The organism is Nocardia sp. NPDC049220, assembly GCF_040647855.1.
Taxonomy (GTDB): domain Bacteria; phylum Actinomycetota; class Actinomycetes; order Mycobacteriales; family Mycobacteriaceae; genus Nocardia.
In genome coordinates this window covers 235,187-262,100 of the sequence record NZ_JBEZDA010000001.1, presented here as the reverse complement: position 1 = coordinate 262,100, position 26,914 = coordinate 235,187, and the positions used below count along the sequence as shown (strand labels likewise).

The 26,914-nt window shown below is 67.3% G+C and carries 22 protein-coding genes and 1 tRNA gene; 15 read left to right on the top strand and 8 right to left on the bottom strand.

Annotated elements, in window-relative coordinates; genetic code table 11:
- Positions 1 to 21: 21 nt before the first annotated feature.
- Both AB0C34_RS01150 and AB0C34_RS01145 read right to left on the bottom strand, forming a co-directional pair.
- A complete protein-coding gene (locus AB0C34_RS01150) occupies positions 22 to 1,347 on the bottom strand; it encodes a deoxyribodipyrimidine photo-lyase (protein ID WP_357066107.1) in 1,326 nt (441 codons plus the stop codon).
- 178 nt (positions 1,348 to 1,525) lie between these two features.
- Positions 1,526 to 2,137, bottom strand: a complete 612-nt coding sequence (locus tag AB0C34_RS01145) for a lipocalin family protein (RefSeq protein WP_357066104.1) — start codon at positions 2,135 to 2,137, stop codon at positions 1,526 to 1,528.
- An 86-nt stretch (positions 2,138 to 2,223) separates the two neighbouring features.
- Here AB0C34_RS01145 and AB0C34_RS01140 point away from each other — a divergent pair, with 86 nt between their 5' ends.
- The 5 genes from AB0C34_RS01140 to AB0C34_RS01120 all read left to right on the top strand — a co-directional run bounded on the left by AB0C34_RS01140 (position 2,224) and on the right by AB0C34_RS01120 (position 7,024).
- Entirely contained in the window at positions 2,224 to 2,586 is a 363-nt protein-coding gene (locus tag AB0C34_RS01140) for a hypothetical protein (RefSeq protein WP_357066101.1), read from the top strand.
- Positions 2,587 to 2,666: 80 nt separating this feature from the next.
- Complete coding sequence (locus AB0C34_RS01135) at positions 2,667 to 3,512, top strand: MerR family transcriptional regulator (protein ID WP_357066098.1); 846 nt, start codon at positions 2,667 to 2,669, stop codon at positions 3,510 to 3,512.
- Positions 3,513 to 3,696: 184 nt separating this feature from the next.
- Positions 3,697 to 5,025 (top strand): FAD-dependent oxidoreductase, encoded by a 1,329-nt coding sequence (locus AB0C34_RS01130; protein ID WP_357066096.1) that lies wholly within the window; start codon positions 3,697 to 3,699, stop codon positions 5,023 to 5,025.
- Positions 5,022 to 5,741: a DUF1365 domain-containing protein gene (locus AB0C34_RS01125; protein WP_357066093.1), complete on the top strand. Its 720-nt coding sequence runs from the start codon at positions 5,022 to 5,024 to the stop codon at positions 5,739 to 5,741. Before AB0C34_RS01130 ends, AB0C34_RS01125 begins: the two co-directional genes overlap by 4 nt.
- Before the next feature lie 68 nt (positions 5,742 to 5,809).
- Positions 5,810 to 7,024, top strand: a complete 1,215-nt coding sequence (locus tag AB0C34_RS01120) for a cyclopropane-fatty-acyl-phospholipid synthase family protein (protein WP_357068391.1) — start codon at positions 5,810 to 5,812, stop codon at positions 7,022 to 7,024.
- A 9-nt stretch (positions 7,025 to 7,033) separates the two neighbouring features.
- On the opposite strand, the gene AB0C34_RS01115 is transcribed toward AB0C34_RS01120, so the two are convergent.
- Entirely contained in the window at positions 7,034 to 8,383 is a 1,350-nt protein-coding gene (locus tag AB0C34_RS01115) for a TIGR01777 family oxidoreductase (protein ID WP_357066090.1), read from the bottom strand.
- An 87-nt stretch (positions 8,384 to 8,470) separates the two neighbouring features.
- Here AB0C34_RS01115 and AB0C34_RS01110 point away from each other — a divergent pair, with 87 nt between their 5' ends.
- The 3 genes from AB0C34_RS01110 to AB0C34_RS01100 all read left to right on the top strand — a co-directional run bounded on the left by AB0C34_RS01110 (position 8,471) and on the right by AB0C34_RS01100 (position 12,201).
- Entirely contained in the window at positions 8,471 to 9,445 is a 975-nt protein-coding gene (locus AB0C34_RS01110; RefSeq protein ID WP_357066088.1) for an SDR family NAD(P)-dependent oxidoreductase, read from the top strand.
- A gap of 242 nt (positions 9,446 to 9,687) precedes the next feature.
- Positions 9,688 to 10,932, top strand: coding sequence for a cytochrome P450 (locus AB0C34_RS01105; RefSeq protein WP_357066085.1), 1,245 nt, complete (start codon positions 9,688 to 9,690; stop codon positions 10,930 to 10,932).
- Between the two features lie 465 nt (positions 10,933 to 11,397).
- On the top strand, positions 11,398 to 12,201 hold the full coding sequence (locus AB0C34_RS01100; protein WP_357066082.1) for a nuclear transport factor 2 family protein: 804 nt from the start codon (positions 11,398 to 11,400) through the stop codon (positions 12,199 to 12,201).
- Positions 12,202 to 12,369: 168 nt separating this feature from the next.
- Here AB0C34_RS01100 and AB0C34_RS01095 read toward each other — a convergent pair whose 3' ends face one another.
- Positions 12,370 to 13,317 carry a sterol desaturase family protein gene (locus AB0C34_RS01095; RefSeq protein WP_357066079.1) on the bottom strand — a complete coding sequence of 316 codons (948 nt, stop codon included), beginning with the start codon at positions 13,315 to 13,317 and terminating at the stop codon, positions 12,370 to 12,372.
- 221 nt (positions 13,318 to 13,538) lie between these two features.
- On the opposite strand from AB0C34_RS01095, the gene AB0C34_RS01090 reads away from it, so the two are divergent.
- Together AB0C34_RS01090 and AB0C34_RS01085 are read left to right on the top strand one after the other, a co-directional pair.
- On the top strand, positions 13,539 to 14,696 hold the full coding sequence (locus AB0C34_RS01090) for a histidine kinase (RefSeq protein WP_357066076.1): 1,158 nt from the start codon (positions 13,539 to 13,541) through the stop codon (positions 14,694 to 14,696).
- Complete coding sequence (locus AB0C34_RS01085) at positions 14,693 to 15,364, top strand: response regulator transcription factor (RefSeq protein WP_357066073.1); 672 nt, start codon at positions 14,693 to 14,695, stop codon at positions 15,362 to 15,364. The genes AB0C34_RS01090 and AB0C34_RS01085 overlap by 4 nt, the downstream gene beginning before the upstream one ends.
- A 61-nt stretch (positions 15,365 to 15,425) precedes the next feature.
- Here AB0C34_RS01085 and AB0C34_RS01080 read toward each other — a convergent pair whose 3' ends face one another.
- Together AB0C34_RS01080 and AB0C34_RS01075 are read right to left on the bottom strand one after the other, a co-directional pair.
- Positions 15,426 to 16,229, bottom strand: coding sequence for a VOC family protein (locus AB0C34_RS01080; RefSeq protein WP_357066070.1), 804 nt, complete (start codon positions 16,227 to 16,229; stop codon positions 15,426 to 15,428).
- Between the two features lie 650 nt (positions 16,230 to 16,879).
- A tRNA-Met gene (locus AB0C34_RS01075) sits at positions 16,880 to 16,953 on the bottom strand.
- 530 nt (positions 16,954 to 17,483) lie between these two features.
- Between AB0C34_RS01075 and AB0C34_RS01070 the strand changes: the two genes are divergently transcribed.
- Positions 17,484 to 18,020 carry a transglycosylase family protein gene (locus tag AB0C34_RS01070; protein WP_357066067.1) on the top strand — a complete coding sequence of 179 codons (537 nt, stop codon included), beginning with the start codon at positions 17,484 to 17,486 and terminating at the stop codon, positions 18,018 to 18,020.
- 83 nt (positions 18,021 to 18,103) lie between these two features.
- Here AB0C34_RS01070 and AB0C34_RS01065 read toward each other — a convergent pair whose 3' ends face one another.
- Positions 18,104 to 21,106 (bottom strand): UPF0182 family protein, encoded by a 3,003-nt coding sequence (locus tag AB0C34_RS01065; protein ID WP_357066064.1) that lies wholly within the window; start codon positions 21,104 to 21,106, stop codon positions 18,104 to 18,106.
- A 205-nt stretch (positions 21,107 to 21,311) separates the two neighbouring features.
- On the opposite strand from AB0C34_RS01065, the gene AB0C34_RS01060 reads away from it, so the two are divergent.
- Complete coding sequence (locus AB0C34_RS01060; RefSeq protein ID WP_357066061.1) at positions 21,312 to 21,902, top strand: PPA1309 family protein; 591 nt, start codon at positions 21,312 to 21,314, stop codon at positions 21,900 to 21,902.
- Between the two features lie 3 nt (positions 21,903 to 21,905).
- On the opposite strand, the gene AB0C34_RS01055 is transcribed toward AB0C34_RS01060, so the two are convergent.
- Positions 21,906 to 22,931: a PDZ domain-containing protein gene (locus AB0C34_RS01055; protein WP_357066059.1), complete on the bottom strand. Its 1,026-nt coding sequence runs from the start codon at positions 22,929 to 22,931 to the stop codon at positions 21,906 to 21,908.
- 127 nt (positions 22,932 to 23,058) lie between these two features.
- Between AB0C34_RS01055 and AB0C34_RS01050 the strand changes: the two genes are divergently transcribed.
- From AB0C34_RS01050 to AB0C34_RS01040, 3 genes are all read left to right on the top strand, one after another.
- The gene (locus AB0C34_RS01050) at positions 23,059 to 24,465 is read left to right on the top strand and encodes a zinc-dependent metalloprotease (protein ID WP_357066056.1); all 1,407 of its coding nucleotides are present in this window, start codon (positions 23,059 to 23,061) and stop codon (positions 24,463 to 24,465) included.
- Positions 24,466 to 24,551: 86 nt separating this feature from the next.
- Positions 24,552 to 25,427: a hypothetical protein gene (locus AB0C34_RS01045; protein WP_357066053.1), complete on the top strand. Its 876-nt coding sequence runs from the start codon at positions 24,552 to 24,554 to the stop codon at positions 25,425 to 25,427.
- Positions 25,428 to 25,474: 47 nt separating this feature from the next.
- Positions 25,475 to 26,818, top strand: a complete 1,344-nt coding sequence (locus tag AB0C34_RS01040; RefSeq protein WP_357066050.1) for an AarF/UbiB family protein — start codon at positions 25,475 to 25,477, stop codon at positions 26,816 to 26,818.
- Positions 26,819 to 26,914: the final 96 nt, after the last annotated feature.

Genomic DNA, 26,914 nt, shown 5'->3' with positions numbered 1-26,914 from the left:
GCGGTGCAGGAGAATCGCGTCCTACATGCCGACGCAGTCGACGATCGGCGCGGGATAGTCGGCCGGGTCGACATTCTCACGCCACGGCCGGTGTACCCGGGCGCCGGGAAGATGCGCCAGCTCCGGAACCCAGAGCCGCACATAGTCGCCGTTGGGGTCGTAGCGTTCGGCTTGGCGCAGCGGGTTGAGCACCCGATTCGGCCTGGTGTCGGTTCCGGTTCCGGCGACCCACTGCCAATTGAGCTGATTGTTCGCCAGATCCGCATCGACCAGCCAGTGCAAGAAGTGCTCCGCACCGACCCGCCAGTCCACCCGCAGCGACTTGGCCAGGAAGCTCGCGGTGATCAGCCGGGCCCGGCCCGGCATCCAGCCCTGCGCGCGCAGCTGGCGCATCCCGGCATCGACGATCGGGTGCCCGGTGCGGCCCTCGCGCCACGCCGTGACGGCCCGCGGATCGTGCCGCCAAGGGATCGAGCGGGCGTGGTAGTCCGACCACGCGGCGGCCGGGCGAGCGGCCAACACTTGGTGGTGGAAGTCGCGCCATGCCAGCTGCCGGACGAACGCGTACCCACCGTCGGTGGACGCATCGACCCGATGTACCAGTTCCGCTGCGGACACGCACCCGAAGTGCAGATACGGCGACAGCCGCGACGTCGCGTCGGCGGCGAGGTCGTCGCTGTGTCGCGCGTAATCCCCGATCGGGCCGGACAGCCACTCCCGCATCTTCTTTCGCCCCGACGTCTCGCCGCCGATGTCGAGTTGCGGCGACGGCCGGCCCGAGTGCAGCGCGGCGGCGTCCGGCAACGGCATACTCGCCGCCTTGGGCACCGTGAGTTCGCGCGGCTTGCCGAACGGCGTACGCCGATGCGCCGCACACCAGCGTCGAAAGTAGGGGGTGAACACGGCGAAGTGGTCGCGCCCGGTGGACGGTACCAGCGCCTCCGGATCCGCGACGGTGATCGTGGTGGCGTGCGCGTGCACCAGGCAGTCGCGTGGCGCCAGACGTTCGCGCAACGCACGTTCGCGCCGTGTGCTGTAACCGCTGACGTCCGCGGCGATGTGCACGCTCGCGGCACGCACCTCGGCTGCCACCCGGTCGACCTCGGCGACCACGTCGCCGCGGCGCAGGACCAACCTTCCACCGATGGCCCGCAGTTCGGCGTCCAATTCGGCGAGGGCCGCAGCCAGGAAATGCGCCCGGTTCACCGCGGCGAACCGGCCGGACAGGATCGCGTCATCGAGGACGAACAGTGGAACGACAGCAGTGCCTTCGCGGTGGGCGGCGGTGAGGACCGGGTTGTCGCGGACCCGCAGGTCGCGGGTGAACAGAGCGATCGTGACGGTCATCGGCCGACGTCCCGGCCGCGGTGACGCCTCTTCATCGCGCGCACTCCTGATCGAACGGTGTGTGGCCGGCCTGGGGTGTCGGAGAGGTTCGGCATTCGTGAGGGTCGCGCCGGGGCGGGGTCGGGCGGCTCAGCCATACCGCCGACGACGCGGCCCTCGCGAACGCCGAACACTCGACTCATCTGATGCACAAGGGCACGATGGCCGACTCACCGCCCGTGACAGGCGAGGTCAGATACAGGCACGGGTTCTGGCCCGCGGCGACGATCGAAGCACGCACCTCTTGCCAGGCGGCGTTGTCCAGCGCGACTCCGCGGGCAAGGACGAACCCGGACAACGCGCTCGGGTCGGTGACCACCGCCCACGAGTACTCCGGTCCGAGCGCCGTGACGATGTAGTTGGTCGGGCCGTTCACTCGGTCCTGGGTCGGCACCCCGGGAAAGCTGACGTGCAACTGAGCCCCGGTCTCCGGGTCGTTGGACGTCGCGGTACCGGTGATCTCGTTGGGTGTGTTCGCCCACGTGGTGCACCTGTTGCGCACCGCGATATTTCCCTGCGGGTCGAGCGCATAGTTCGCCTCGGTATCGCGAGCGCAGACCAGATTGAAGTACTGCGGGATGGCGGCGAGCTGATGCCACGTGCCCAGGTACCTCTCCACATCGAGCCGCGGTACCGGCGCGGGCGCCGCCGACGCGGTGGCCCCGCCAGCCATGAGCGTCACCATGGCGACCGTGGACACCATCCAGGCAAGGCGGCGGGTGGACGAGCGTGGCATTCGGCGACAGGTCACGCAAACTCCTCGTCAATTGGCGTCGATTACACGCTAGCATATAACGATGCATCAATGATGCAAATTGCCGGACGCAAGGAGGATCTATGACCACCATGTCCGCACCCCGCATCGCGGGTGTCGCGACCGCCGGATACGGTCTCGCGGTCGCGCTGCGACCCGGCGTGTTACTCGGCCCGTGTGGGTGGTCCGATGACAACACCGCCGGACGCGCCGTCGCACGGATGGCCGGGATGCGCGATCTCGCCTCGGGACTCGCCATGGCCGTCGCCGCGCGACCGAACACGATGCGGCTGGCGATAGCGATCCGGGTCGGCTCGGATCTGAGCGATGCCGTTGTTCTCGGGCGTGCGTTACGCGGACGACCACAGCGCGCCAAAGCCATTGCGGCAACTGTGGGTTGGGGGCTGCTGTGCGCCGCGACAATCGCCGCGACCCGGACGGGGTAGACCTGCCCCGCGGACCCACCGCGGCGACGAGCCACCCGGGCGGACGGGAACCGATCGGCCGATACGGGCAGAATGGGCCGATGCCCTCCGGTTCCGCTTCCGTATCCGATGCGGCCGGATATACGGTGCGCGCGGTAGCCGAACGTCTCGGCATTCCCACCGCGACCTTGCGCAGTTGGAACCGTCGCTACAACATCGGACCGCCGCAACCGCGCCCGGGCAAGCATCGCCTCTACACCGAGGCCGACATCGCCGAGCTCGAGCGCATGCGGACCCTGATCAGCGAGGGCGCGAGTCCGGCGGGCGCCGCGGCGGCAGTGCGCGGCCCCGCACCGACGCGCGGCGAACACGCGTCACTGCTGGCCGCGGCCTTCGCACTGGATACGAGGTCGGTGTCGAATCAGCTGGCGGCCCACGTCCGGGCCTTCGGCGTGGTGGACACCTGGGATCTGCTGTGCCGCCCTGCCTTCGCCGACCTGGTCGGCCGCCAGCTCGGCGGCGAGGGATGCATCGATATCGAGCATCTGCTGTCCTGGTGCGTCGTCTCGGTCATGCACCGCACGAATCCTCCACCGGACTTGTCGAGCCCTACGCCGGTGGTACTGGCCTGCACCAGCGGCGAGACGCATTCGCTTCCGCTGGAGGTCTTGCGCGCGGCCTTGGCCGAACGCGGCGTCGGAGCGCGGATGCTCGGCGCCGACGTGCCCAGCGGCGCGCTGGCCGACACCCTGGCCCGGTTCGACCGCGACGCCGCCGTGCTGCTGTGGTCGCAGCAGGAATCCACCGCGCTGACCTCCGCGGTGCGCACCTGCCTCGACGCGGGCGCCCAGGTCTTCGTCGGTGGCCCCGGATGGGATGCGGTCTTCCTGCCCGACGGTGTCGAACACGTCGCGAGCCTCATCGACGCCGCCGACCGGCTCTCCTGACCACTTTCCGTCTTTCCTCGGACGGCCCACCGCGCCGCGGACGTGTGTGCACACCCGCGCCCGATACGCCCCGCTCACCGCGCGATTTCCACCCGCAGTGCACACCCGGGCATAAAACGATGCATAATTGATGCATCGTTGCCCGTTGGGGGATGGCAGCAATGCGGAATTTCGGAGGAGCGCAATGATCGAGCACACCGAGTGGGAGACGACAGACATCCGTCGCGTGGCGGTGATCGGCAGCGGCGTGGCAGGACTGACCGCCGCCTGGGCGCTCTCCGCGTCCGCCGAGGTAACCCTCTACGAGGCCGACTCCCGGCTCGGCGGGCATGCCGACACCCATCGCGTCACCGCGGAGAATGGCGAAATCGTGAGTCTGGATACCGGATTCATCGTGCACAACGACCGCACCTATCCCACCCTGCTGCGGCTGTTCGCCGAGCTGGGTATCGCCACCCAAGACTCCGACATGAGCATGTCGGTCCGCTGCGACGGTTGCGGCCTGCAGTACGCGGGCGCACGCGGTCTCGGCGGACTGTTCGCCACGCCGCGCTCGCTGGTCCGCGGCCGCTATCTGCGCCTGCTCGCCGAGGTGCCGCGCTGGCACCGGCTGGCCCGCGCGGAACTGGATTCGGGCAGCGACTCCGCGCGCACCCTCGGCGAATTCGTCCGCGCGGCCGGCTTCTCCGACTATTTCGTCGCACACTTCCTGACCCCGCTGGTGGCGGCGGTGTGGTCCTGCGATCCGAGGACGGCGCTGCGCTATCCGGCCAGGTACCTGCTGACGTTCCTGGACCATCACGGGATGCTGACCGCATTCGGCTCACCAACGTGGCGTACCGTCACCGGCGGCTCGGCGACCTACGTTCGCGCCATCGCGAATCGGCTGGACCACGTCCTGGTCGCGACCCCCGTCCGCGCCGTGCATCGACTGGTCGACGCGGTCGTCATCCGCGACGACGCCGACGAGGTACAGGTATTCGATGCCGTCGTGATCGCCACCCATCCCGCCCAGGCACTGCGCCTGCTGGCCGAACCGACCCGGGCCGAACGCGAAATCCTGTCCGCGATGCCGTACTCGGTGAACCACACCGTCCTGCACACCGACAGTTCGGTGCTGCCGAACGCGCCGCGTGCCCGCGCGTCGTGGAACTACCGCCTGCCCTCGTGCACCGCGGCGGTGGACCGCGTGCTGGTCAGTTATGACCTCACTCGCCTGCAGCGGCTCGACCGCACCGGCGACCGCCGATTCTTCGTCACGCTCGGTGACCATGACCGCGTCGACCAGGATGCCGTGCTGGACCGCATGGTGTACGAACACCCCACCTACACCCCCGAGTCGGTGGCCGCTCAGCGACGAATCCCCGAAATCGGCAGTGCGCGTGTGGCATTCGCCGGGGCCTATCACGGCTGGGGTTTCCACGAGGACGGCGCCGCCGCGGGCCTACGCGCCGCCGCGCGGCTCGGCGCGCACCGGGGCGCACCCGCGGCGGCGCGGGTGCCGACGGTATGACCGCGCAGATCGTCCGCACCCGGATCCGGCATGTGCGGGTCGCTCCGGTGCGCCATGAATTCCGCTATCGCAGTTACGGCTGGCTGGTCGACCTCGACGACCTGCCCCGGCTGCCACGCATGCTGCGGCCGTTGGCCGGGTTCCGCGCCGCCGACCACCTGGGCGACCCGCGAAACACGCTGCGCGAGAATGTCGACGCTTTCCTCGCCGCGCACGGCATCGACCTGCGCGGCGGCACGGTGCGCATGCTCACCAACGCACGGGTGCTCGGTTATGTATTCAATCCGCTCACGCTGTTCTGGTGCCGTGATCATGCGGGCAAGCCGCTCTGCGTCATCGCGGAGGTGCACAACACATACGGTGGGCGGCACTGCTATCTCGTACGGCCGGACGAGCAGGGCAAAGCGAACACCGACAAACAGTTCTACGTCTCGCCGTTCAATCCGGTGCGCGGCTCCTACCGAATGCGGCTGCCCGAGCCGAACGATCGGCTGTGCGTGTCGATCGCACTCACCGACGGCCGTCCCATCTTCGCCGCCGCGATGACCGGGCGTTGCTACCCGGCCACCATCCGTACGGTGCTGCGCGCGGCAGTGTCGGTACCACTCGCTCCCCTCGCGGTCGCAGCGCTCATTCGCTGGCAGGGCATCCGTCTATGGACACGCGGCCTGCCGGTCATCCCCCGTCCCACCCCGAACGAGGAGTCTTCGCAGTGAGTGTCGAAACTCCGGTCACCTCGGACTCTGCGATAGGGGGACCTTCGGCGTGGCCCGATGTCGAACGGATGCCCTCCGGCGCCCGCGCCCGCGTCGCAGCCGCTGTGGCAGACCGACTATTCCGCAACGCCGTGCGCACGCTCCCGATCCGGGTGCGGTACCCGGATGGCACGGTGCTCGGCCGGAACGCCGCGGACCGGGATGCGCCTCAGATGATCCTGCACCGTCCAGCGGATTTCGCCGCCCGGCTCGGCACCGCCGGACTGATCGGGTTCGGCGAGTCCTATATGGCGGGCGATTGGTCGGCGCCTGATCCCGCCGCGACGCTGACCGTGTTCGCCGGGTCGATCGAGACCCTCGTCCCCGCGCCGCTGCGCGCACTGCGTCACCTCTACGTCGCGAAACACCCGGCGACCGAGCACAACAGCGAGTCGAACACCCGCGGGAACATCGCACGCCACTATGACTTGTCCAACGCTCTGTTCGAGCTGTTCCTCGATGAGACGTTGAGCTACTCCAGCGCGTTGTTTCCGGCCATCGAACCGCCACCGCGCTGGTCCGATCTCGCCGCGGCCCAACGCGCCAAGATCGACCGGATCTTGGATCGCGCGCAGGTCGGACCCGGCACCCGGTTGCTCGAAATCGGCACCGGTTGGGGCGAACTGGCGTTGCGCGCGGCGGCACGCGGTGCCGTGGTGCGGTCGGTGACACTGTCCACCGAGCAACGAGCACTGGTGCTGGACCGGATACGGGCGACGGGCCGAGCCGACCGGGTGACCATCGATCTGCTCGACTATCGCTGCGTCGAGGGGGAATTCGACGCGGTGGTCTCCGTCGAGATGATCGAGGCCGTCGGTTATGACTATCTGGACACCTTCTTCCAGACCATCGACCGCGTCCTCGTGCCGGGCGGCCGGGCGGTCCTACAGGCGATCACCATGCCACACCATCGGATGCTGGCCACCCGCCACACCTACACCTGGGTGCAGAAGTACATATTTCCCGGCGGTTTCCTTCCGTCCACTCGATTGCTGCGTGAGGTGGTCGCCCGAAGCACCGGACTGGTCGTGCGCGAGGAGCTGTCGATGGGCGCGCACTACGCGCACACTCTGCGACTGTGGCAGCAGCGGTTCGACAGCCACGCCGACCAGGTCGCCGCACTCGGTTTCGATTCGATCTTCCAGCGGATGTGGCGGCTGTATCTGGCGCACGCGGAAGCCGGATTCCGATGCGGCTATCTCGATGTGCACCACATCCTGCTCACCAAGTCCGGCGCGCAGTGACGCGGTAGTTCAGCCCGCCGTCTTTCCGAGCAGATGCCGCAGCGCCGGCTCGAGCGCGGGCGCACGGAATCGGTGACCGCTTTGCGTCAACCGTGCCGGGACCACGCGCTGGCTGGCGCACGCCAGTTCCCGGTTGCCCTCCCCACCCAGCAGCAGCGCGGGGCCGAAGCTGGGTACCGGAAGCACCGCGGGCCGATGCAGCACTCGGGCCAAGACCCTGGTGTACTCGGCATTGCGAACCGGCTGCGGGGCGACAGCATTGATCGGCCCGGCCAGATCGATGTCCCACAGCGCACGGTGGTAGACATCGACCAGGTCGTCGATCCCGATCCAAGACAGCCACTGCCGACCGTCGGCGATGCGTCCGCCGAGCCCCGCGGCGAACAACGGGCGCAGCAATCGCAGCGTGCCGCCGCGGGGAGACTGCACGATCCCGGTACGCACCCGCACCACCCGGACGCCGGATTCGGTGGCGCCGCGCGCCGCGGCTTCCCACCCGTCGACCACGTCCGCGAGGAAACCGGCGCCGCGCGACGCATGCTCCCCCAGCGTCTCGTCACCGCGGTCGGCACCGTAGTAACCGATCGCGGAGGCACTGACGAAGACCGGCACCGCTGCCCGTGCCGCGATCTCGGCGAGCTTGCGCGTCGGTTCGAGCCGGCTCTCGGCAATGGCACGTTTGTGCCGTTCGGTGAACCGGCCCGCGATCGACGCGCCGGCCAAGTGGACGACCGCGTCGACGCCATCCAGTAGATCGGGCGCGGGATCCTCGGTGTCCCATTGCCTTTCGTCCGCGGCGCGCGGCACGTGGCGGACCAACTCGAGCACAGTGTGCCCTCCGGTGGTCAGAAACGCGGTCAGCGCCGAACCCACCATGCCGGACGCGCCCGTCACCGCGATGGTCTTCGCCACGAAGCCTCGTCGCGTCGCCCGCGCGTGGGCCGCCAGATCATCGGCGAGTTGTCGATGGCGGTACGCGAACATGGGCCGCAGCACCGTGGCGGGGACCGGCGCGTCGATCCGGTCCACGATCCGCGTATGTGTCTCGTCGACGACCTCGAAATCGTGGGTATGACGCCAGGGCAGTAGGCCGGCAGGTAGCGAGCCGAGGCCGTCTACGGTGACCGCGTCGACGAACCGGCGCGGCGGGTCATACTCGCGGGGATCGTGCCGGGCCACCCAGCGCAGCCCGCCCGGCAAACCGAGCACGGCTTGTCCGTCGGACAGCGAATCGGATTCGACGCGCGGTGACACCGGCTGCCAGGGCGGGGCGAGCCGGGTGAGCGCCCCGGGTCGGGCATGCCAGGCGAACACCTCGGACCGAGGAAGATCGACGACGCTCGAAATCTCGATGCCCATCATTCGACTGTAACCCCGGAGCCGAGTGATGCAACGTTTACGCATCGCTTGATGGCGCCATCGTCCGATTATGCGGAGAATTGACAGATGGCCGTGCAAAACGATGCAGCCCCGTGGCTCGAATCTCTGCTGGACCGGACGATCGCCCCCGGATACAGCCGCCTCGGATTTTACCTGCGCCATTCACGATGGCCATCGGACGACCCCCGTCCCGATGCCATGCGCGGGCGCACCGCCCTGGTGACCGGTGCGAACTCCGGAATCGGCAAGTCCATCGCCGCCGCGCTCGCCGGGCTCGGTGGCACGGTGCTTCTCGGCGTCCGCGACCGCGAACGCGGCGAGCAGGCGTGCCGGGACATTCGCACCGCCGTGCCGAACGCCGACGTGACCGTGACGCTCTGCGATCTGGCCGACACCGAATCGGTCACCCAGTGCGCGGCAACGCTCGGTGACCGCGGACTGAACGTGCTCATCCACAACGCGGGGGTGCTGCCCGCCGAGCGCACCGAGACCGCCGACGGGCACGAGTTGACGCTGGCGACCCATGTACTCGGACCACTGCTGCTCACCGAACTACTGAAGCGCCCGCTGAGCACGGCCGCCGACCCCAGGGTGATCTTCGTAGCCTCGGGCGGAATGTACACCGCGCCACTGGCCGTCGACGACCCGGAATTCCGCGACGGACACTATCGCGGCGCGACCGCTTACGCGCGCACCAAGCGCATGCAGGTCGCATTGACGCCGCTACTCGCCGAACACTACGCACCCCATGGCATCTCCGTGCACAGTATGCATCCCGGCTGGGTGGACACCCCGGGCATCGCCACCGCGCTGCCCGGTTTCCACCGGCTCACCGGTCCATTGCTACGCAGCCCCGCCATGGGCGCCGACACCGCGGTCTGGCTCGCGGCCACCCATCCCACACCGCCTTCCGGTCACTTCTGGCACGACCGACGTCCCAGGCCCGAGCACTATCTGCGCCGCACCGAATACTCCAGCGAACAGGCCGGACGGCTCTGGGTGTACTGCCGCCGCGCCGTCGGCCTGGAAAGCGCTCATTGAGCCGACGTTCGGCCAGCCGAACCGGAGACATCTCGGAACGGCAAGGGCAACTGATGATTTCGAGTACGCTGCGGGGTATCCATGGACGTTGAACACAGCCGAGAAGTGCGGACAACCGCCGACTTCTAGCCAGTGCGGCCAAAAGCCCTGCCCTGGACGAGTTCCGAGTATCTGGGTGCCGAAGCGGGTGCCCAGCACGGGAGTTCATCGAGTCCTCAATCCGTCGAACCGGAGATTCATCTGTGACTTCGCCGCAGCTTCCGACCCGAACCGTTGGGCCCTACTCCCCCATTGACACCGATGGTCCTCGGGTACCGCTGTACACCGAGGAGTTCGCCGCCGACCCGCATCGCGCGTACCGGGAGATGCGCGAACGATACGGCTCGCTGGTGCCGGTCGACCTAGCACCCGGTGTACCCGGAACCCTCGTCGTCGGCTACCGCTCCGCCCTGCGTATCCTCAACGATCCCGACCACTTCCCCGCCGATTCACGGATCTGGCAGCAGGACATACCCGCCGACTGCCCGGTTCGACCGATGCTGGAGTGGCGTCCCTGCGCGGTTCGCACCGCGGGCGTCGAACATCTCCGCTACCGGCAGGCCACGGTCGCCGGCCTGGACAAGGTCGACTTGTTCGCGCTGCAGCACACGGTCGAGCGGATCGCTATTCCGCTGATCAACTCCTTCTGCGAGGCCGGCACCGCCGAGCTGATCGAACAGTACGCATACCCACTCACTTTCGAGGTGATCAACGCCCTGCTCGGGTGCCCGCGCGAGATCGGCCAGCGCGCAGCACAGGCCATTCACTCGATACTCGACGGCGAACACGCGGACCAAGCGAACGCCGAACTCGCGCGGGCGATGTTCGACCTCATCACGCTCAAACGTGCCGAGCCAGCCGATGACATCACCACACGACTGCTCCAGCACCCGGTCGGCCTTGACGATATGGAGATGATTCATCAGCTGCTCACCTTCTACGGCGCCGGAATCGAGCACCAGCAGAACCTGATCATCAACACGCTTCGGATCATGCTCACCGACGGCCGATTCGCCGGCGGCCTGATCGGAGGCAGCCTCTCGACCCGCGACGCACTGGACGAGGCGCTGTTCATCGACCCGCCAATGCATAATTTCTGCGTCTCCTTTCCCCGGCAGCCCATCCTGATCGAGAACGTGTGGCTGCCTGCGAACCAGCCGGTCGTCATCAGCATGGCTGCGTGCAACAACGATCCCGCGATCACCGCGGACAACCAGACTGTCAACAGATCACATCTGTCGTGGAGTGTCGGAGTTCATGCCTGCCCCGCTCGATCGGTGGCATATCTGGTGGTGCAAGAGGCCATCGATCAGTTGCTCGATGCACTGGCCGAAATACGCCTCGCCATCCCCGCCGAGGCATTGACCTGGCGGCCAGGCCCCTTCCACCGCGCTCTCGCTTCGCTGCCGGTGGTTTTTCCGAAGTCCCCTCCGCTGCACCCGGTCTGAGTGCTGGTGCACGGCCCTGCCTTGCCGTTCTCGCCGCAGTGCCGCGGAGTTGGCCTGCCGATCATAACCCCGCAGATATCTCAGGTTCGTGCGTTCGGCTGCGCGGACCCGCAATTCCATCGCGCGATGACGCGAGACCGCCGCCGTGTGCCCACGTGGGTGTGAAGTCGACGCGGGCGGAATGGCCGAGGCACGCACCGTCAGCCGACGCAACGGCTGAGAGCCGTTCAACGATGCGTACACAGGCACCGCCAACGGCCGATCGACGCGTCAGGCGCCGAAGCCAGACCTGTGCCCAAGTTCTCGGACACGCACTCAGACGATGGACCGGGATCTGTGCCTTGTGAACGTTCGATTGTCGCCGAACCCATCCCACCACGACTGAGGCGTGGCGAAACACGCCAAAATTAGAACCTGTTCTATCATGGGTGTCGAGACGCTCCCCCGCGAGAACGGAGACATCGCATGCCGCTGGATCCCTCGGCCGCGGCGCTATTGACCGCCGTCGAGGCCTCGCCGCGCGCGGTCACCGCACACGACAAGGCCGCTTGGATCGAACTGTTCGTCGCGGACGCCGAGGTCCACGACCCAGTCGGCTCCCGCCCGCACATCGGCCGCGGCGCCATCGCACGCTTCTACGACACGTTCATCGGACCGAATACCATCGCGTTCCGGGTCGAACGCGACCTCGTGCACCCGCCGACGGTAGTGCGTGACCTGACCATCGTGACCACGATGTCGACCGGCGCCACTGTGGTCGTACCGATGCATCTGCGCTATCGCCTCGTCGAGGAAAAGGGGCGCTGGAAGATCGCCCACCTCGCCGCGCACTGGGAGTTGGCCGCAATGATCTGGCAGCTGCTGCGCACCGGACCGCCCGGACTCGGCGCCGCGCTGAGGCTGGGACCGCAGCTGATCGCCAATCAGGGCTTCGGCGGGGCAATCGGGATGATGCGGGCATTTGGGGGCGTCGGACGCACCGGAAAGCGCACGACGACTCGGGTTTTCGCCGCCGCGGCGAGCACGGATCTGCCGAGGGTGCGCGGCCTGCTCGGCCCTCGGGCCGTGGTCGAGCTGCCCGCCGGAACACCGGTCCCGCTGGAGGAGTTCACCAACCGGGCGCGAAACATGCGCTGGAACAAGGTGATCGCCGCCGGTCGTACCGTCACCGCGAGCATTCGGCTCGACGACGCGCACGGCGTCGCGGTCGCCGAGTTCACCGGAGCGGCTCGCATCGCAACCCTCCGGTTCTATCTCTACGCGGTGTGACCGCACCCGACCGAGGGGCGGGTGCTGCCGAGACCACACACCTGTTCCGGGAACTACGACCCCATAGGTCGAGTAGCGGCCGGACTCGACGCGACGGTGATCAGAACCGGCCGATCTGGGCGCGACTGCGCGGCACCGCCGCGCAGTCGCTGCACCCATGCCGACCGATCAGGATGTCAGCTGCACGGATTCGACCGGTGACACCGCCGCGTCGGACGAGAGGACCGAGGCAGACTCGCTGGCCATAGTGGGCGCGGACACCATCGGCGCCTGGTGTTCGGTCCACCCGGGCGGACCGAACACGTACCCGAGACGTCCACGCCAGGTGCTCGCCCCCCGCACGTCCCGGATCAGGGCGGCGAGCTCATAGTAGTTGACCTTCAATGGATTGTGGGTGCCGATGTTCTTGGTGAGGCCATAGCGGATCGGTTCGGATTCCGCGGCGAAACTGCCGAACATACGGTCCCAGATGATGAACACACCGCCGTAGTTCTTATCGATGTAGGGGAGATTCGCCCCATGATGGACACGGTGGTGCGCGGGGGTATTGAACAGGAACTCGATCGGACGCGGCAGCGTCCTGACGCGCTGGGTGTGAATCGGGAACTGGTAGAGCAGGCCGATACTCTGCAGCAGGAAGATCATCCACGCCGGGAAGCCGAGCAGCGCGGCAGGGACCCACGCCAGCCCCCGCAGGATATTGGCGACCGGGTGCAACCAGGACAGACGCAGCGCGGTGGAGAGATTGAAGTGCTCACTGGAGTGGTGCACGCTGTGCGCGGTCCACATCAGGCGGACCCGATGGTCGGCGCGGTGCGCCCAGTAGTAGCAGAAGTCGGTCACGACCAGCCCGAGCACCCAGACCCACCATGATCGCGGCGAGAGGTGCCATGGCGTGAGCGCCGCGGCACCCAGTACCGCCGAGAACGGGACAAGGTACTGCAACAGCGGCTTCGTCAGTCTGCCCAGCGTGAACGTCGCCACGTTGGACGCGGTATCGCGGGCGGACCCGCCGTTGCCGGATCGGTCGGGATCGCGGCGGTAGCCGATCCACTCCACCAGCATGAGTAGCGCGAACGCCGGAACGGCATAGCCCAACAACTCCACACGGCCCATGAAATCTCCTTCATCGTCTACCGTCTGATTCGACGCTACGGGCGCGGGCCTGCGCGAACATCGCGCCGACGAGTGATTTTGCCTCCCTCGCACGGGGGACGCCCGGCGGTACCGCGGGCAGAGTTGACGGTCGGCAGACACGGTAGCGCGCGGCCTACACGCTGGGTTCGCCGCGAACCTCGGCATTGTGACGAGAGGGAGGCGGTGGCGAACTGTTGGATGTGAGCAGATCACTGGCTCGGCAGTCCGTGCTGGTCGCAGTGGTGGCCGCGCTGGTCGATACCGTCGTGCTAGGTCTGAGTGGCGTATTCGCCGTGGCGCCGTGGCAGACCGTCACGGCCATGGTCGCAATCGTGGCCGCGGACCTCGCGCTGGCCGCGCCACCGCGGACCGCCGCCGTGGTGGCCGTGATCCATGTCCTGGTTAGGCTGCTTGCCGCGTCGGTGATGCATCGGCACGGCCTGCCGGCGCGCTTCGCCGACGTCGGATTCCTGGTGGCCGGTTACCGCGCTGGGGCATGGCTGAACGGACCGAAGGCCGTGCTGACCGCGCTCGCCCTGTGCGGCGGCGTCGCCTTCGCGCATCTGGCCACCGACAGCACCGCGGCACACGACTGGAGGTTGCTGCTCGCCTCGACCGTATCCGCCGGGTGTGTGCCGTGGCTCGTCGGCCGCTACACCGCGGCACGCGGCGCCTATATCGCCGATCTGGAGCAGCGCGCCCAGCTGCGCCAGCAGGAGCATCGCGTCGCGTTGGAGCGCGCCGTGACCGAGGAGCGCGCCGCGATCGCACGTGACCTGCACGACGGGATCTCCCATCACGTCAGCGCGATCGGCATCCACGCGGGCGCGGCGCGCCTGGCCATGGGTGACGACGCGAAGGCCACCGCAGTCCGTTCGCTGGCGGCCGTGGAAGCCAGCAGCAGGGCGGCGATGGTGGATCTACGCCGCCAGCTCGATCTGTTGCACGGCAACGACGACGAAGGGCACCGCCAGCCCGGGCTCGCCGAGATCGACGGGTTGATCGAGCACGTGCGCGCGGCCGGCCTGGATGTCGCGCTCGAGGTGCGTGGCATCGCGGTCGAGCTGCCGGAATCGCTGAACATCACGCTGTATCGCATCGTGCAGGAGATGCTGACCAACGCGCTGCGCCATGGCGACGGCGCGCACGCGCGGCTGGAGGTGCGGTACCTGCCGAAGCGGGTGGTACTGCGCACGACAAACCCGCTCGCCCCGGAACCGGCCGGCACCGAGCCTACGGCGCCGCGCGGACTCGCGGGAATCCGTCGACGCGCCGAGCTGTTCGACGGCGAGCTGGATTTCGGACGAGACGAAACCCAATGGCACACTACGGTTTCCTTGCCGATCGGAGGATCGTGAACTCCCCCATTCGCGTCCTGCTCGCCGACGACCACAGCATGTTCCGCTCCGGCCTCCGTGCCGTCGTCGACAGCCAGGCCGACCTGGATTGCGTCGCCGAGGTGAGCGACGGACGTACCGCCATCGCCGAGACCGCACGGCTGCGACCGGACGTCGCGATCCTCGACATCCGCATGCCGAAACTGGACGGGCTGGCCGCCACCGCCGCGATCGCCGCTGCGGGCGGCACCCATGTCCTGGTGCTCACCACCTACGACAGCGACGCCAATCTGTATCGCGCGTTGCAAGCGGGCGCGAGCGGCTTCCTGCTGAAAAGTCTCTCGCCGGAGGAACTCGTCGCCGCCATCCGCATCGCGGCGCGCGGCGACGCGCTGATCGACCCCTCGATGACCCGCCGCCTGATATCCCGGTTCGCGAGCAGCCTCGCGCCGCCGCGGACACCCCCTGAGGTCGAACAGCTCACCGCCCGCGAACTCGAGGTGCTGCTGCTGCTCGCCGACGCGCGCAGCAATGCCGAGATCGCCGCGCAGCTCGGCGTGGGCGAGGAAACGGTGAAGACCCACGTCTCACACGTCCTGGCCAAACTCGATGTCCGCGACCGCATCCACGCGGTCGTGTACGCCTATCAGCACGGCTTGGTCTCCTTCGAACCGCCGAGCTCGGACTGACCCGCCTTCTTCGACGGTGAAAACGGCGGGATGGCGACCCGCACCACCCCGCCGCGACAGGTCAGGCGCCGGTCGGCGGTTCACCGACGGACATTGTCGGGTCGATGACGCCGAATACCTCGCCTTGCGGGCCCTGAACGACGCCCATGCGACCGAAGGGGCTGTCATCGGGCCCCATCATGGTGGTGCCGCCGAGTTCGCCCGCCGCGGCGAGGGCGGCATCCGTGCTGTCGACCTGGAACCAGGTCAACCAATAAGCCGGGTTATCACCCGATGTCTTGGTCGAGTCGTTGATGCCGCCGATGGCATCGCCGTCCGTGGTCAGGCTGAAGGTGGAGTAGATGAAGTTCTGCCCGTCGCCGATCTCGGTGTAGTGCCAGCCGAATACCTCTGCATAGAACTCCTGGGCCTGCTTGTAGTCGGCGGTGTGCAGCTCATTCCAGCTGTATGCGCCGTGCTCGTTGTAGACGCCCGCACCGCTGTGCGCTTTGGCTTCCCAGATGCCGAAGACCGCCCCCGTAGGATCGGCGGCGATACACATCCGCCCGACGTCCAGCACGTCGAACGGCGCCATCATCAGCGAGCCACCCGCGGCGGCGATCTTCTCCGCGACCGCGTCGGCGTTGTCGGCGGCGAAGTAGGTCGTCCAGACCGATGGCATCGGCATGCCCTCGGGTTTGGGACCGATACCCGCGGCGGGACGTCCGCCGCGCATGGCCATCAGATACCCGCCTGCTTCGGGCGGGCCTTCGATTTCCCAGCCGAAGAGTTGGCCATAGAACTCACGGGCACGAGTGGTGTCGTCGACTTGGCAGTCGACCCAACAGGGCGTTCCTTGCGGCCAGCTACCGTCACGAGTGGGCATTGCGATGCCTCCTGACATGGATTGCTGAGGTGCGACCTGGACAGCCGACACACGGCCAGTTAATCATCAGCACACAGCTCGAGTACCCCGAATCGACCGACCGCCCCGACCGATCCCGGCGAATGTCCAGCTTGCGCCGGTAGACAAAGCGGCCGCCGACGTGGCGGTGAGCCTAGCGATCGACCGTAAAGACGGCTGCACCGCACCAGATCGCATCACACCAGACCAGCCCCCACCGCACGACACCAGGCCGCACCGCGCGAGGCGGCACCGCACAGAACTCGGACCGGTCACCGTGTCATGACCGTGGTTCCACATCAGCGAGCCGAGAAGGTGTTTCTCGCTATGCCGCAACCCTTTCGAAGATCTATGAAGGTTCAGCGCCCGGCTTACTCCGATTTCCACACAGTCGCCGACCCATTGCGGCTGCCGAATTCGAACTACCGAATCGACTCCGACCGGACGATTCGGAACAGATCGCCACCACCTTCCGGGGGCAGGCTCGGACGCCGGACCAGCGAATTACACATCTGCGATTTCCACTTCGGCGATCGACGAGGACCCGCGAGGCCGAACAGGTCGCACCCCCATCCGTGCGGAACAGAAACGAGATGGCCCCCGGAGAAGTTCTCCGGGGGCCATCTCGCTAGTAGCGGGGACAGGATTTGAACCTGCGACCTCTGGGTTATGAGCCCAGCGAGCTACCGAGCTGCTCCACCCCGCGTCGGTAAACACAACCTTACACACGGGTTCGCAGAGACTGCAAATCACCAGGTCGGGTGCCCATTCGAGCGGTTTGCCGGGCAGGGAACACGGTGGCGCGACGGGCTGTTCGACGGATCACGAGAGCAGGACCACCGCGACGGCACCACCTGGCGCCGCAATGCTCCCGTGACATCGGCCGAACCCGAAGTAGCGCGGGGTTAAATGCGTGAGCTATTCCGAGGTGATATCAGCCACATAACGATGCGATAACCAACTGTCATATCAGCGTGTTGAGCACGTTTACATCCCGCAAAAACGTCGATATTCAGGTTATTCGCATTCCGCGAATCGGATGTTATCGAGATGTGATCTACCGAGATTTCTTCGTTACCGTCACTCCAAACGGCCCGGATCAACCGTGATGGGCTAGCACTCGAACCGCCGAACACCGGCAACCCTGTCCCGCGGTTCGAGGATCCCCGACGACCTGGGGACAGGGACACGGCATGCCTGATCGCCGTGTCGGCGGGCGCGGGGAGGGAAACGACTATGACTGAGAACCGGAAGTTCAGCACTCGCGTCCTCGGCTTCGCCGCCGTCACCGGCGCACTTGTTGCCATCCCGTGCACACTCTCCACCGCATCGGCCTCCGCCGCGCCGGCCCACGACTGGGACGGCGTCGCGCAGTGCGAGAGCGGTGGCAACTGGGGAATCAACACCGGAAACGGCTACTACGGCGGGCTGCAGTTCTCACCGAGCACCTGGGCCGCCAACGGTGGTCGGGGCTCCGCGCACACCGCCAGCAAACAAGAGCAGATTCGCGTGGCGGAGCGAGTGCTCGCCACGCAGGGCGTCGGAGCCTGGCCGCAGTGTGGTCAGTACCTGCGCGCCGCTACGCCCGAGCCCGAGCCCGACGGCCAGGAGCAGGCTCCCGCCGCGCCTGCACCGGCCCCAAAGAGCGCCCAGACCCTGGCCGAGCGAGCCAAGGCGGCCGCGGACAAGCTCGCCGAAAAGTACGGCCTGGTGGGCCCGTATCAGCTGCTGCTGCAGCAGAACGACACGATTATCGACTCTCTCGGTCGCTGACACCGGCGGTGCACCGACCGTGAATGGGGCTGCAATCCACTCTCCGATTGCAGCCCCATTCCGCCTACCCAGTTCGTCCTATTTCAGCGCCCCGCGTCCTGATACGCCTTGACAGCGGTTTCGAGCTCATCGAGCGCCTTGCCGAAGTCCTGGAAGTTTCCGGTGCGCATGGCATTTCGCACGTTCTCGATCTTCCGGTTCAACTCGGCCGCCGCGGCGTCCTTGCTGGAAGACGATCCGGTCGACGGTGGCGGGGCAACCGCGGGCGGCGCGGTCGCGCCCCCAGTGGTACCGGAGCCGGACTGGCCGGCGGGCGGCGGAATCGTGCCCGGTTTCGGTCGGGTGCCCGAGTCACCGCCGAATGGCGTCGCCAGCGTGCCCGCACCTGGGATCACCTGATCCAATGCCTCGGCCAGTGTGGAGGCATAGCCCACTTTGACGCTGCCGGCCTCGTCCCGATAGCTCACCAGCACCCGTAGCAGCTGCGGGAAGGTCGCGGTGTTCGGACCCGTATTGCGCTCGTTGTAGAACGGCTCGACGTAGAGAATCCCGCCGTCGGCGATCGGCAAGGTCAGCAGGTTGCCGTACTTGATCTTGTTCGAGTTGGACAGCAAAGTCTTCTCGCGCGAGACCTCCGGCGCCGTGGTCATCCGGTTCTGCGTCTGTTGCGGCCCCAGGGTCTGCGTATCGGTGGGCAAACGCAGAATGGTGAACTTGCCGTACCCTTCCGGGTCCGACCGCACCGAGATGTAGGCCGACAAGAACTGCCGGTTGTACCCGACCATGGCACTGGTCAGGTTGAAGGTCGGCTTGTTCGTCTGTGGGTCACCGAGCAGCACGTAGTACGGCGGCTGGTTCGCGGTTGTCCCGCCCTCGGTGGTCGGGTCGGCGGGTACCGACCAGAACGCGTTGTTGGTGAAGAACTCGCGCGGATCGTCCACGTGATACTTGGTCAGCATCTCCCGCTGCACCTTGAACAGGTCCTCCGGGTACCGGAAATGCGCCCGCAGTTCCGGGGAGATCTCGCTTTCCGGTTTCACGGCGCCGGGGAACACGCCACGCCACGCCTTCAGCACCGGATCCGACGAGTCGACCTCGTACAGCGTGACAGAACCGTCGTATGCGTCGACCGTGGCCTTGACCGAGTTACGGATGTAACTGACCGACTTACGCGGCACCAGCCTGCCGGTCTTCTTGTCGATACTGTCCTCGACAGCGCCCTCCAACGAGGTGCTCTGCGCGTACGGATAGTTGTCCAGCGTGGTGTAGGCGTCCACGATCCAGACGATGCGACCACCGACGACCGCCGGGTATGCGTTGCCGTCCGTGGTCAGCCACGGCGCGACCTTCTGCACCCGCTCGCGCGGGCTGCGGTTGTAGATGATCTTGGAGTGGTCGTCGATCGCCGAGGAGAACAGGATATTGCGCTCGGCGTACTTGGCCGCGAAGGCGAGGCGGTTGAACCAGTTGCCGATCGGCACACCGCCCTTGCCGGTGTAGGTGTACTGCGCGGTGTCGGAGTCGTACTCGCGCGGACGCTGGCCGTCCATCGCGCCCACGATCGCGTAGTCCGGATGGGACTGCGAGATCAGCTCGCCGTAATAGACGCGCGGCTGGTCCACCCTGATCCGCTGCTTGTCCGCCGGGGTGAACAGGTCACTGACCATGAAGATCGGGTAGCCGCTGTCGCTACTGCCCCCGGTCGCGTTGGGGTCTTCGGACTGCGGCTTGTTCACTCGGTTGGCGGGGGCGGCGACGAAGCCGTTGCCGTGGGTGTAGACGGTGTGCTTGTTGATCCAGTCGGTCTGGTTGCCGCTCAGCGCCGCGGGCGAGAGCTCCCGCGCGGCCACGATGTAGTCCTGCACGTCGCCGTCGAGTTTGTAGCGGTCGATGTCCAGCGACTCGGGGAAGCCGTAGAAGTTCTTCAGCTGGCGCAGCTGGGTGAAGGTGGGCGACAGAATATTCGGGTCGAGCAGCCGGGCGTTGCCGATGGTCGCCGCGTCCACCGGAACGGTTTGCGGGCTCTTGTTGCTTTCGCCCTTGTAGTCCTTGTAGTCGATCCTGTCGTCCGTGATGCCGAACGCCTGCCTGGTAGCGGCGATGTTGCGTTCGATGTACTCGCTTTCCTTGTCCGCGGCGTTGGGACGCACCGAGAACTGTTCGACCACCAGCGGCCACACCGCGCCGACCAGGATCGAGGACAGCACGAGCAGCGCGGCGGCCATCGCGGGCACGCGCAGATCGCGCAGCACGATCCCGGCGAAGAACGCGATCGCGCAGATGACCGCGATGGACAGCAGGATGAGCTTGGCGGGCAGCACCGCGTTGATATCGGTGAAGGAACCGCCGGTGAAGGTGGGCTCCTTACGGCTGCTGGAGAGCAGTTCGTAGCGGTCGAACCAATACGCGATCGCCTTGAGCAGCACGAAAAGTCCGGCGAGCACAGCCAACTGGACGCGCGCGGCGCGTGTCAGGGTGCCTTCACGTCCGGTCAGCCGCAGGCCGCCGAAGACATAGTGGGTGACCAGGCTGGCGAAGAACGCGATGACCACCGCGACGAACAGCCAGTTGAGCACCATCCGATAGAAGGCAAGATCGAACGCGTAGAAGCCGACGTCCAAGTGGAACTGGGGGTCCTGCGCTCCGAACGAGGAGCCGTTCAAGAACAGCTGCACCGTGACCCAATTCGACTGCGCCACCAAGCCGGACAGCAGACCGAGCAGCACCGGAATCCCGACGCCGAACAGCCGCAGCCTGCTCATCACGGTGGTGCGATAGCGCGCGATCGGATCGTTCGGGCCCGCCACCGGGACGAACACCGGTCTGGACCGGTAAGCCAGCAGCAGCGCCAGCCAGACGACGAGGCCGACGAAGATCGCCACAGCCAATAGCAGCAGGATTCGGGTCCGCAGCACGGTGAGATATACCGTGCGGAAACCGACTTCGCCGAACCACAACCAGTTGGTGTAGGTGTCCGTCAGCCGCGGTCCCAGTAGCAGCAATGCCGCCAGGACGATGGCTGCCACCAGCAGCACACGGCTGCGTCGGGACAGCGAAGGTAAGCCGGTGGGGGGCCGCATGCCCACGATGCCACTCTCCAAGGTCCGGCGGCGTTCGCACCGATACACCCGGCCGATACGCCGCAGTCCGATGTTGCGGATGGTCCTTCCGGACCCGTTCCCGGCCCACTCTACGGAAATCGGACACCATGTGACTGCCAGGGTTGCGCATGCCGCGCAGGAAGGTGGATCGTGCGGGTTTGTGCTTGTCCCCGGACGCGGGTTTGGTTGGATGTTCCCCGTGACCGCAAACCTGCACGCCGAACTCGTCCTGGCCCGTTCCGTCCGGGAGGTGGCGGAATTCGTCGATGCCGAGGGGTGGGGTCGCCCGCCCCAGATGTTCGCGCTGGTGCCGACCGCCGACCTGGTCGCGGTACAGCCCGAGTTGATCGATCAACTCGACGCGGGAGCCGAACTCACCCCCGTCGCCCAGGAGGCGTTCCCCGAGGACGTGACCGGCGGATCGATGGCGCTGGACGAGTTCCTGGCGACCACGACCTGGCCACCCGCGGTCGAGGGCTGTGTCTTGGTCCAGGAGATCGTGGTGCTGCCGCCCGACGCCGAATCCACACTGGATGACGCGCTGGCCCCACTGCTCGCCGACCACGACGCCGCCGACGCGGCCGCTCGCGCCGCCGCGGAGGCGCATCCGGAGCGCAGGGAGGCGCGCTTGTTCGCCGCGGTGCTGCGCAGCGGAACCGCCTTGTCCCTGCTGCAGTTGCGCCCCGAAGACGATGCCGACGACTTCGCCGACCTCGAACTGCGCACCTACCCGAACCTGGCGCCGAATATCATCGACGCACTGCACCACACACTGGACTGAGGCTCATCCGCAGCCGACAGGGTTTTTGCCGGTGTTGATCTCATCGAGCGATTGCAGTGCGCCGGTGAGGTTCTCGACCCGCACCAACCGCAGGCCGGCGGGGGTCCGCGACTTGGCTTCGTTGCAGTTGGCGGCAGGAACCAGGAAGGTCTCCGCGCCCGCGTCACGCGCGGCCATCATCTTGTATTGGATCCCCCCGATCGGGCCGACCTTGCCGTCCTGATCGATGGTCCCGGTACCCGCCACGAATCTGCCGCCGTCCAGTTCACCGGGCGTGAGCTTGTCGATCAGCGCGAGACTGAACATCAGCCCGGCGGAGGGCCCGCCGATGTCGGCGAGATTGAAATCGACCTGCATGGGCGGACGGGCGCCCTCGCCCGGCGTCACGCCGAGGTAGCCCTTGGTGGCGTCGCCGGGTCGGGTGCCGAGGGTGATCGTCGCGGTCTGCTCGGTGGTGTCGCGCCGGTACACCACGGTCAGCGGTGCGCCGGGAGCCTGCGCCGACACCGTGGTGACGACGTCCTGCGGGGTGGCCATCGGCGCGCCGTTGACGCTGACCAGCTCGTCACCCGCCCGCAGCACCCCGTTGGCCGGGCCGTCGTCGGACACTTTGCGCAACAGCACCACCGTCGGCAGTTTCAGATAATGCAGCGCCGCGACCTCGGCGTTGCCCTCGGAGTCCTTGAAGTCCTGCTGGTTGGACTTGTCGATCTCCTCGCGCGAGACCCCGGGCGGATAGACCTCCGAGCGCGGCACCAGACCGTGCTGGCCGCTGGCCCAGAAGCCGAATGCCTCGAAGATGCTCAGCTTGTCGCGCACCGAGACCGTGGTCATGTTGAGATGCCCCGTGGTCGGATCCACCTGCGCACCCTGGACGTCCACGACCTGCTTGCCATCCACCTCGCCAAGGGTATTGAAGGTGGGACCGGGGCCGAGTGCGACGAATGGCACCGTGAGCACGCTGCCGACGACACCGAGCACGACAACGGGGATCAGAGCGGCCACCAGAGTGAGGATCCGACGATTCACCTGGACCACAGTAGTGATCAGCCTCGTGGCGGGACGGCAGAGGCGGTTTTTTGGCCTCGCGCGCGTCCCCCCGATTTCGCGCCGCGCGAACATCGAGGCACTGTGCTACGCGCGTAACGTAATGGGCATGAGTGACCTCCCCTTCGGATTCTCGAACCGCGACGACGACGAACGCAAGCGCGGCGACGAGCCGGGCGGTCCCGGTCCGAGCGATCCGCTGGGCTTCGGGATCGGTGGGGCCGGGGCCGGGGGATTCGACCCCGCGCAGCTCGGGCAGATGCTGACCTCGCTGGGGCAGATGCTGAGCGGCATGGGCCAACCGGGTTCGGGCCAGGCCGGGCCGGTGAACTACGACGTCGCCAAACGACTGGCCCGCCAGCAGCTCGGCGCCACGGTCGTACCCATCTCGGCGAGCACCACAAGCGCGGTGAGCGATGCCGCGCACCTGGCCGAACTATGGCTGGACAGTGCGACGACCCTGCCGGCGGGCGCCACGAAGACCGTCGCCTGGACCGCCAACGACTGGATCGAGCAGACCCTGCCCACCTGGCAGCGGCTGTGCGACCCGGTCGCTGAGCAGATCGCCGGGATGTGGACGACGTCGCTGCCCGAGGAGGCCAGGCAGTTCGCCGCACCGATGGTCGGCGTGCTCGGTCAGATGGGCGGTCTGGCCTTCGGCTCGCAGCTGGGGCAAGCGCTCGGCCAGCTCGCCAAGGAGGTGCTGACCTCCACTGATATCGGTCTTCCGCTGGGGCCCTCCGGCACCGCGGCGCTACTGCCCACGGCAATCTCGGAATTCAGCGCGGGTCTGGAGCAGTCGGAAAGCGAGATCCTGGTGTTTCTCGCCGCACGCGAGGCCGCCCACCAGCGGCTGTTCGCGCATGTGCCGTGGCTGCGCCAGCAAGTACTCGGCGCGGTCGAGGACTTCGCGCGTGGCATCCGCATGGACTTCTCCGCGCTGGAACAGGCCGCGCAAGAGATCGACCCGATGGCGCTGAACGATCCGTCGAAGCTCGAGGAGATCCTGGCGCAGGGCACGTTCGAGCCGCAGACCACGCCGGAGCAGAAGCAGGCGCTGGAGCGTCTGGAGACGTTGCTCGCGCTGATCGAGGGCTGGGTGCAGGTCGTGGTCACCGACGCCGTCGGCGACCGGTTGCCCGGCGCGGGCGCGCTGGCCGAGACCCTGCGCAGGCGGCGCGCGACCGGTGGCCCGGCCGAGCAGACGTTCGCGACCCTGGTCGGCCTCGAGCTGCGTCCGCGCAAGTTGCGCGAGGCGGCGGCATTGTGGCGCAGGCTCACCACCGACGCGGACATAGCCACCCGCGACGGTATCTGGGCGCACCCCGATCTGTTGCCCGTCTCCGACGACCTGGACTCCCCCGCCGGCTTCATCGACTCGGTGACCGGTGGCGCAAGCACCGCGTTCGACGACCCGCTCGCCCAACTCGCCGAGACGGAAGCGCGCGAGAAGGCCGAGCGCGAACAGCAAGAGGGCGGCCCCGACCTGGGCAAGGACAGCAGCGCATCCGACTGAGCCCGCCCTGTTGATGCCCCCGAGCCTGTGGATAACCATGGGTTTCGGGGCGGGTCCGACGAAGCGCGCCTCGCATACTGCTGAACATGACAACGATGTGTCGCGGTCCGAGGCTGCGTTCGAGGGTGACCGTTCTGGTGCGCCCGACCGGCGTGGTCCAACTCGGGTGTGACCCCGAGACCGCCTTGGTGCTGGATCCGGAGGGAATGGACGCCGAGACCGTGCTCGGTTTCCTGCGTCTGCTGGACGGCTTGCGAACCCAGCCGCAGATCCTCTGGCGAGCCGGGGAACATGGCATCGCCCCGGACAGGGCTGTCGCGCTTCTCACCCTCATCGATGAGGCCGGACTGCTCGACCACCCCGAAGACCGAGTCGGACAGGTCCGTGCCGTACAAGTGCACGGCCTCGGCCCGCTGTCGGACGCGGTCTCGGCCGGACTGCGCACGCTGGGGGTGCGTCCGAGCTGTTCGCACGACTACGCACCACATGCGTCGACGGTGCGCACCTGGCAGGCCGATCTGGTGGTGCTCGCCGATGCGCTGATGCCCGACCCGCAGCTGGTCAACGACCTTGTACTGCACCGGATTCCTCATCTGCAAGTACGCATTCGGGACAACAAGGGCGTCATCGGACCGCTGGTACTACCCGGCGCCACCAGCTGTCTGCGCTGCGCGGATCTGACTCGCGCCCAGAACGACGTCGCCTGGCCGCATCTGGCCGCCCAACTGCTCGGCCGAGTGGGTTGCGCCTCTCCCGCCGGAATCGCCGCCACGACGGCGGTCGCACTCGGCGAACTCGAGGCGATAGTGGAGTGCTCGCCGGGCCGCGCACCGGCCACGCTGAACGCGACCGTGGAGTTGGATCTTGACTCGCATGTCCTGGATCGGCGCGTGTGGGCCCGACACCCCGCGTGCCCGTGTGCTCGCATTTCCCCTGGTCTCACCGCAGGAACGACACCGTGACCGAGATTGCCGTGGCAGCTCGGGATCAGGTCCGCCATGATGGGTACGTGTCTGAGATCGTGCGCCGTCGCTCGTCCCGCAACGCCAAGCTGGCCAAGATCCCGCTGGGCATTGCCGGCCGGGCCGCCGTAGGGCTCGGCAAAAAGCTCGCCGGCGGCGACAGATCCGAGATCAACGCACAGCTCAACCAGAAGGCCGCCGAGCAGTTGTTCACCGTGCTGGGTGAACTCAAGGGCGGCGCGATGAAGTTCGGGCAAGCTCTCAGCGTGATGGAGGCCGCCGTCCCGGAGGAGTTCGGCGAGCACTACCGCGAGGCACTCACCAAGCTACAGGCCGCCGCTCCGCCGGTGCCCGCCGCGACCGTTCACCACGTGCTCGACCAGCAGCTCGGCACCCAGTGGCGACAGCGCTTCCGCGAGTTCGACGACACCCCGGCCGCGTCGGCCAGCATCGGCCAAGTGCACAAGGCGGTGTGGTCGGACGGTCGAACAGTAGCGGTGAAGGTCCAGTACCCCGGCGCGGACGAAGCGCTGCGCGCGGACCTCAAAACGCTGTCGCGAATGAGCGGCCTGATCGGGTCGGTGATCCCGGGCGCGGATGTGAAGCCGATCCTCGCCGAGATCACCTTGCGCACCGAGGAAGAGCTGGATTACCGCAACGAGGCGGCCAACCAACGCGTCTTCGCCAAGGGTTTCGACGGACACGGCGAAATCGTCGTGCCGAAGGTGGTGGCCAGCGCGCCCAAGGTGATCGTCACCGAATGGCTGGACGGCACCGCCGTTTCCGCGATCATCACTCAGGGCGCCGAGGATCGGGCCGGCACCCTCGCGATGCGCAACCGTGTCGCAGGTCTGATGGGCCGGTTCCACTTCTCCTCCCCCGAGGTCGTCGGGCTGCTGCACGCCGACCCGCATCCCGGCAACTTCATGATGCTGCCCGACGGCAAACTCGCCGTCATCGATTTCGGGGCGTGCGCTCCGATGCCCGGTGGGTTCCCTCCGATACTCGGCCAGATGCTTGCTCTCGCGGTCGAGGAACGCTTCGCCGAACTCACCGAGCTGATGTACGACCACGGCTGGGTGATTCCCGGCCGCATAGTCACCCACGCGGAGATCGCCGACTACCTGCGACCGTTCACCGACCCGATCCAGACCGACTCCTTTCACTTCACCCGCGAGTGGATGCGGCGAGTGGCGGGCAAGGCGTCCGACATCTCCAGTACTGAGATGAAAACCGCACGAGCGCTCCAACTTCCGGCCGATTACGTGATGATCTTCCGGGTCCTCAGCGGTACCGTCGGCATCCTGGCCCAGCTGGACGCGGAGCTGCCATTCATGCAACTCGTCCGCACCTGGATGCCGGGCTTCCGCGCGGAACGCACCGCTTCCTGACCCAGGGGTCCCGGAACACCGACAATCACCGCGAATTCGCGTTATCGAAGCTCGCTCCGGGACGCAGGCGAGCCGCCCACCGGGCAATGGTGAGCG

Bases quoted from the DNA above. Each gene is read 5' to 3' on its own strand.
- AB0C34_RS01150 (WP_357066107.1), bottom strand. From the start codon at position 1,347: ATGACCGTCACGATCGCTCTGTTCACCCGCGACCTGCGGGTCCGCGAC.
- AB0C34_RS01140 (WP_357066101.1), top strand. From the start codon at position 2,224: ATGACCACCATGTCCGCACCCCGCATCGCGGGTGTCGCGACCGCCGGA.
- AB0C34_RS01135 (WP_357066098.1), top strand. From the start codon at position 2,667: ATGCCCTCCGGTTCCGCTTCCGTATCCGATGCGGCCGGATATACGGTG.
- AB0C34_RS01130 (WP_357066096.1), top strand. From the start codon at position 3,697: ATGATCGAGCACACCGAGTGGGAGACGACAGACATCCGTCGCGTGGCG.
- AB0C34_RS01125 (WP_357066093.1), top strand. From the start codon at position 5,022: ATGACCGCGCAGATCGTCCGCACCCGGATCCGGCATGTGCGGGTCGCT.
- AB0C34_RS01120 (WP_357068391.1), top strand. From the start codon at position 5,810: ATGCCCTCCGGCGCCCGCGCCCGCGTCGCAGCCGCTGTGGCAGACCGA.
- AB0C34_RS01115 (WP_357066090.1), bottom strand. From the start codon at position 8,383: ATGGGCATCGAGATTTCGAGCGTCGTCGATCTTCCTCGGTCCGAGGTG.
- AB0C34_RS01110 (WP_357066088.1), top strand. From the start codon at position 8,471: ATGGCCGTGCAAAACGATGCAGCCCCGTGGCTCGAATCTCTGCTGGAC.
- AB0C34_RS01100 (WP_357066082.1), top strand. From the start codon at position 11,398: ATGCCGCTGGATCCCTCGGCCGCGGCGCTATTGACCGCCGTCGAGGCC.
- AB0C34_RS01095 (WP_357066079.1), bottom strand. From the start codon at position 13,317: ATGGGCCGTGTGGAGTTGTTGGGCTATGCCGTTCCGGCGTTCGCGCTA.
- AB0C34_RS01080 (WP_357066070.1), bottom strand. From the start codon at position 16,229: ATGCCCACTCGTGACGGTAGCTGGCCGCAAGGAACGCCCTGTTGGGTC.
- AB0C34_RS01070 (WP_357066067.1), top strand. From the start codon at position 17,484: ATGACTGAGAACCGGAAGTTCAGCACTCGCGTCCTCGGCTTCGCCGCC.
- AB0C34_RS01060 (WP_357066061.1), top strand. From the start codon at position 21,312: ATGTTCCCCGTGACCGCAAACCTGCACGCCGAACTCGTCCTGGCCCGT.
- AB0C34_RS01050 (WP_357066056.1), top strand. From the start codon at position 23,059: ATGAGTGACCTCCCCTTCGGATTCTCGAACCGCGACGACGACGAACGC.
- AB0C34_RS01045 (WP_357066053.1), top strand. From the start codon at position 24,552: ATGACAACGATGTGTCGCGGTCCGAGGCTGCGTTCGAGGGTGACCGTT.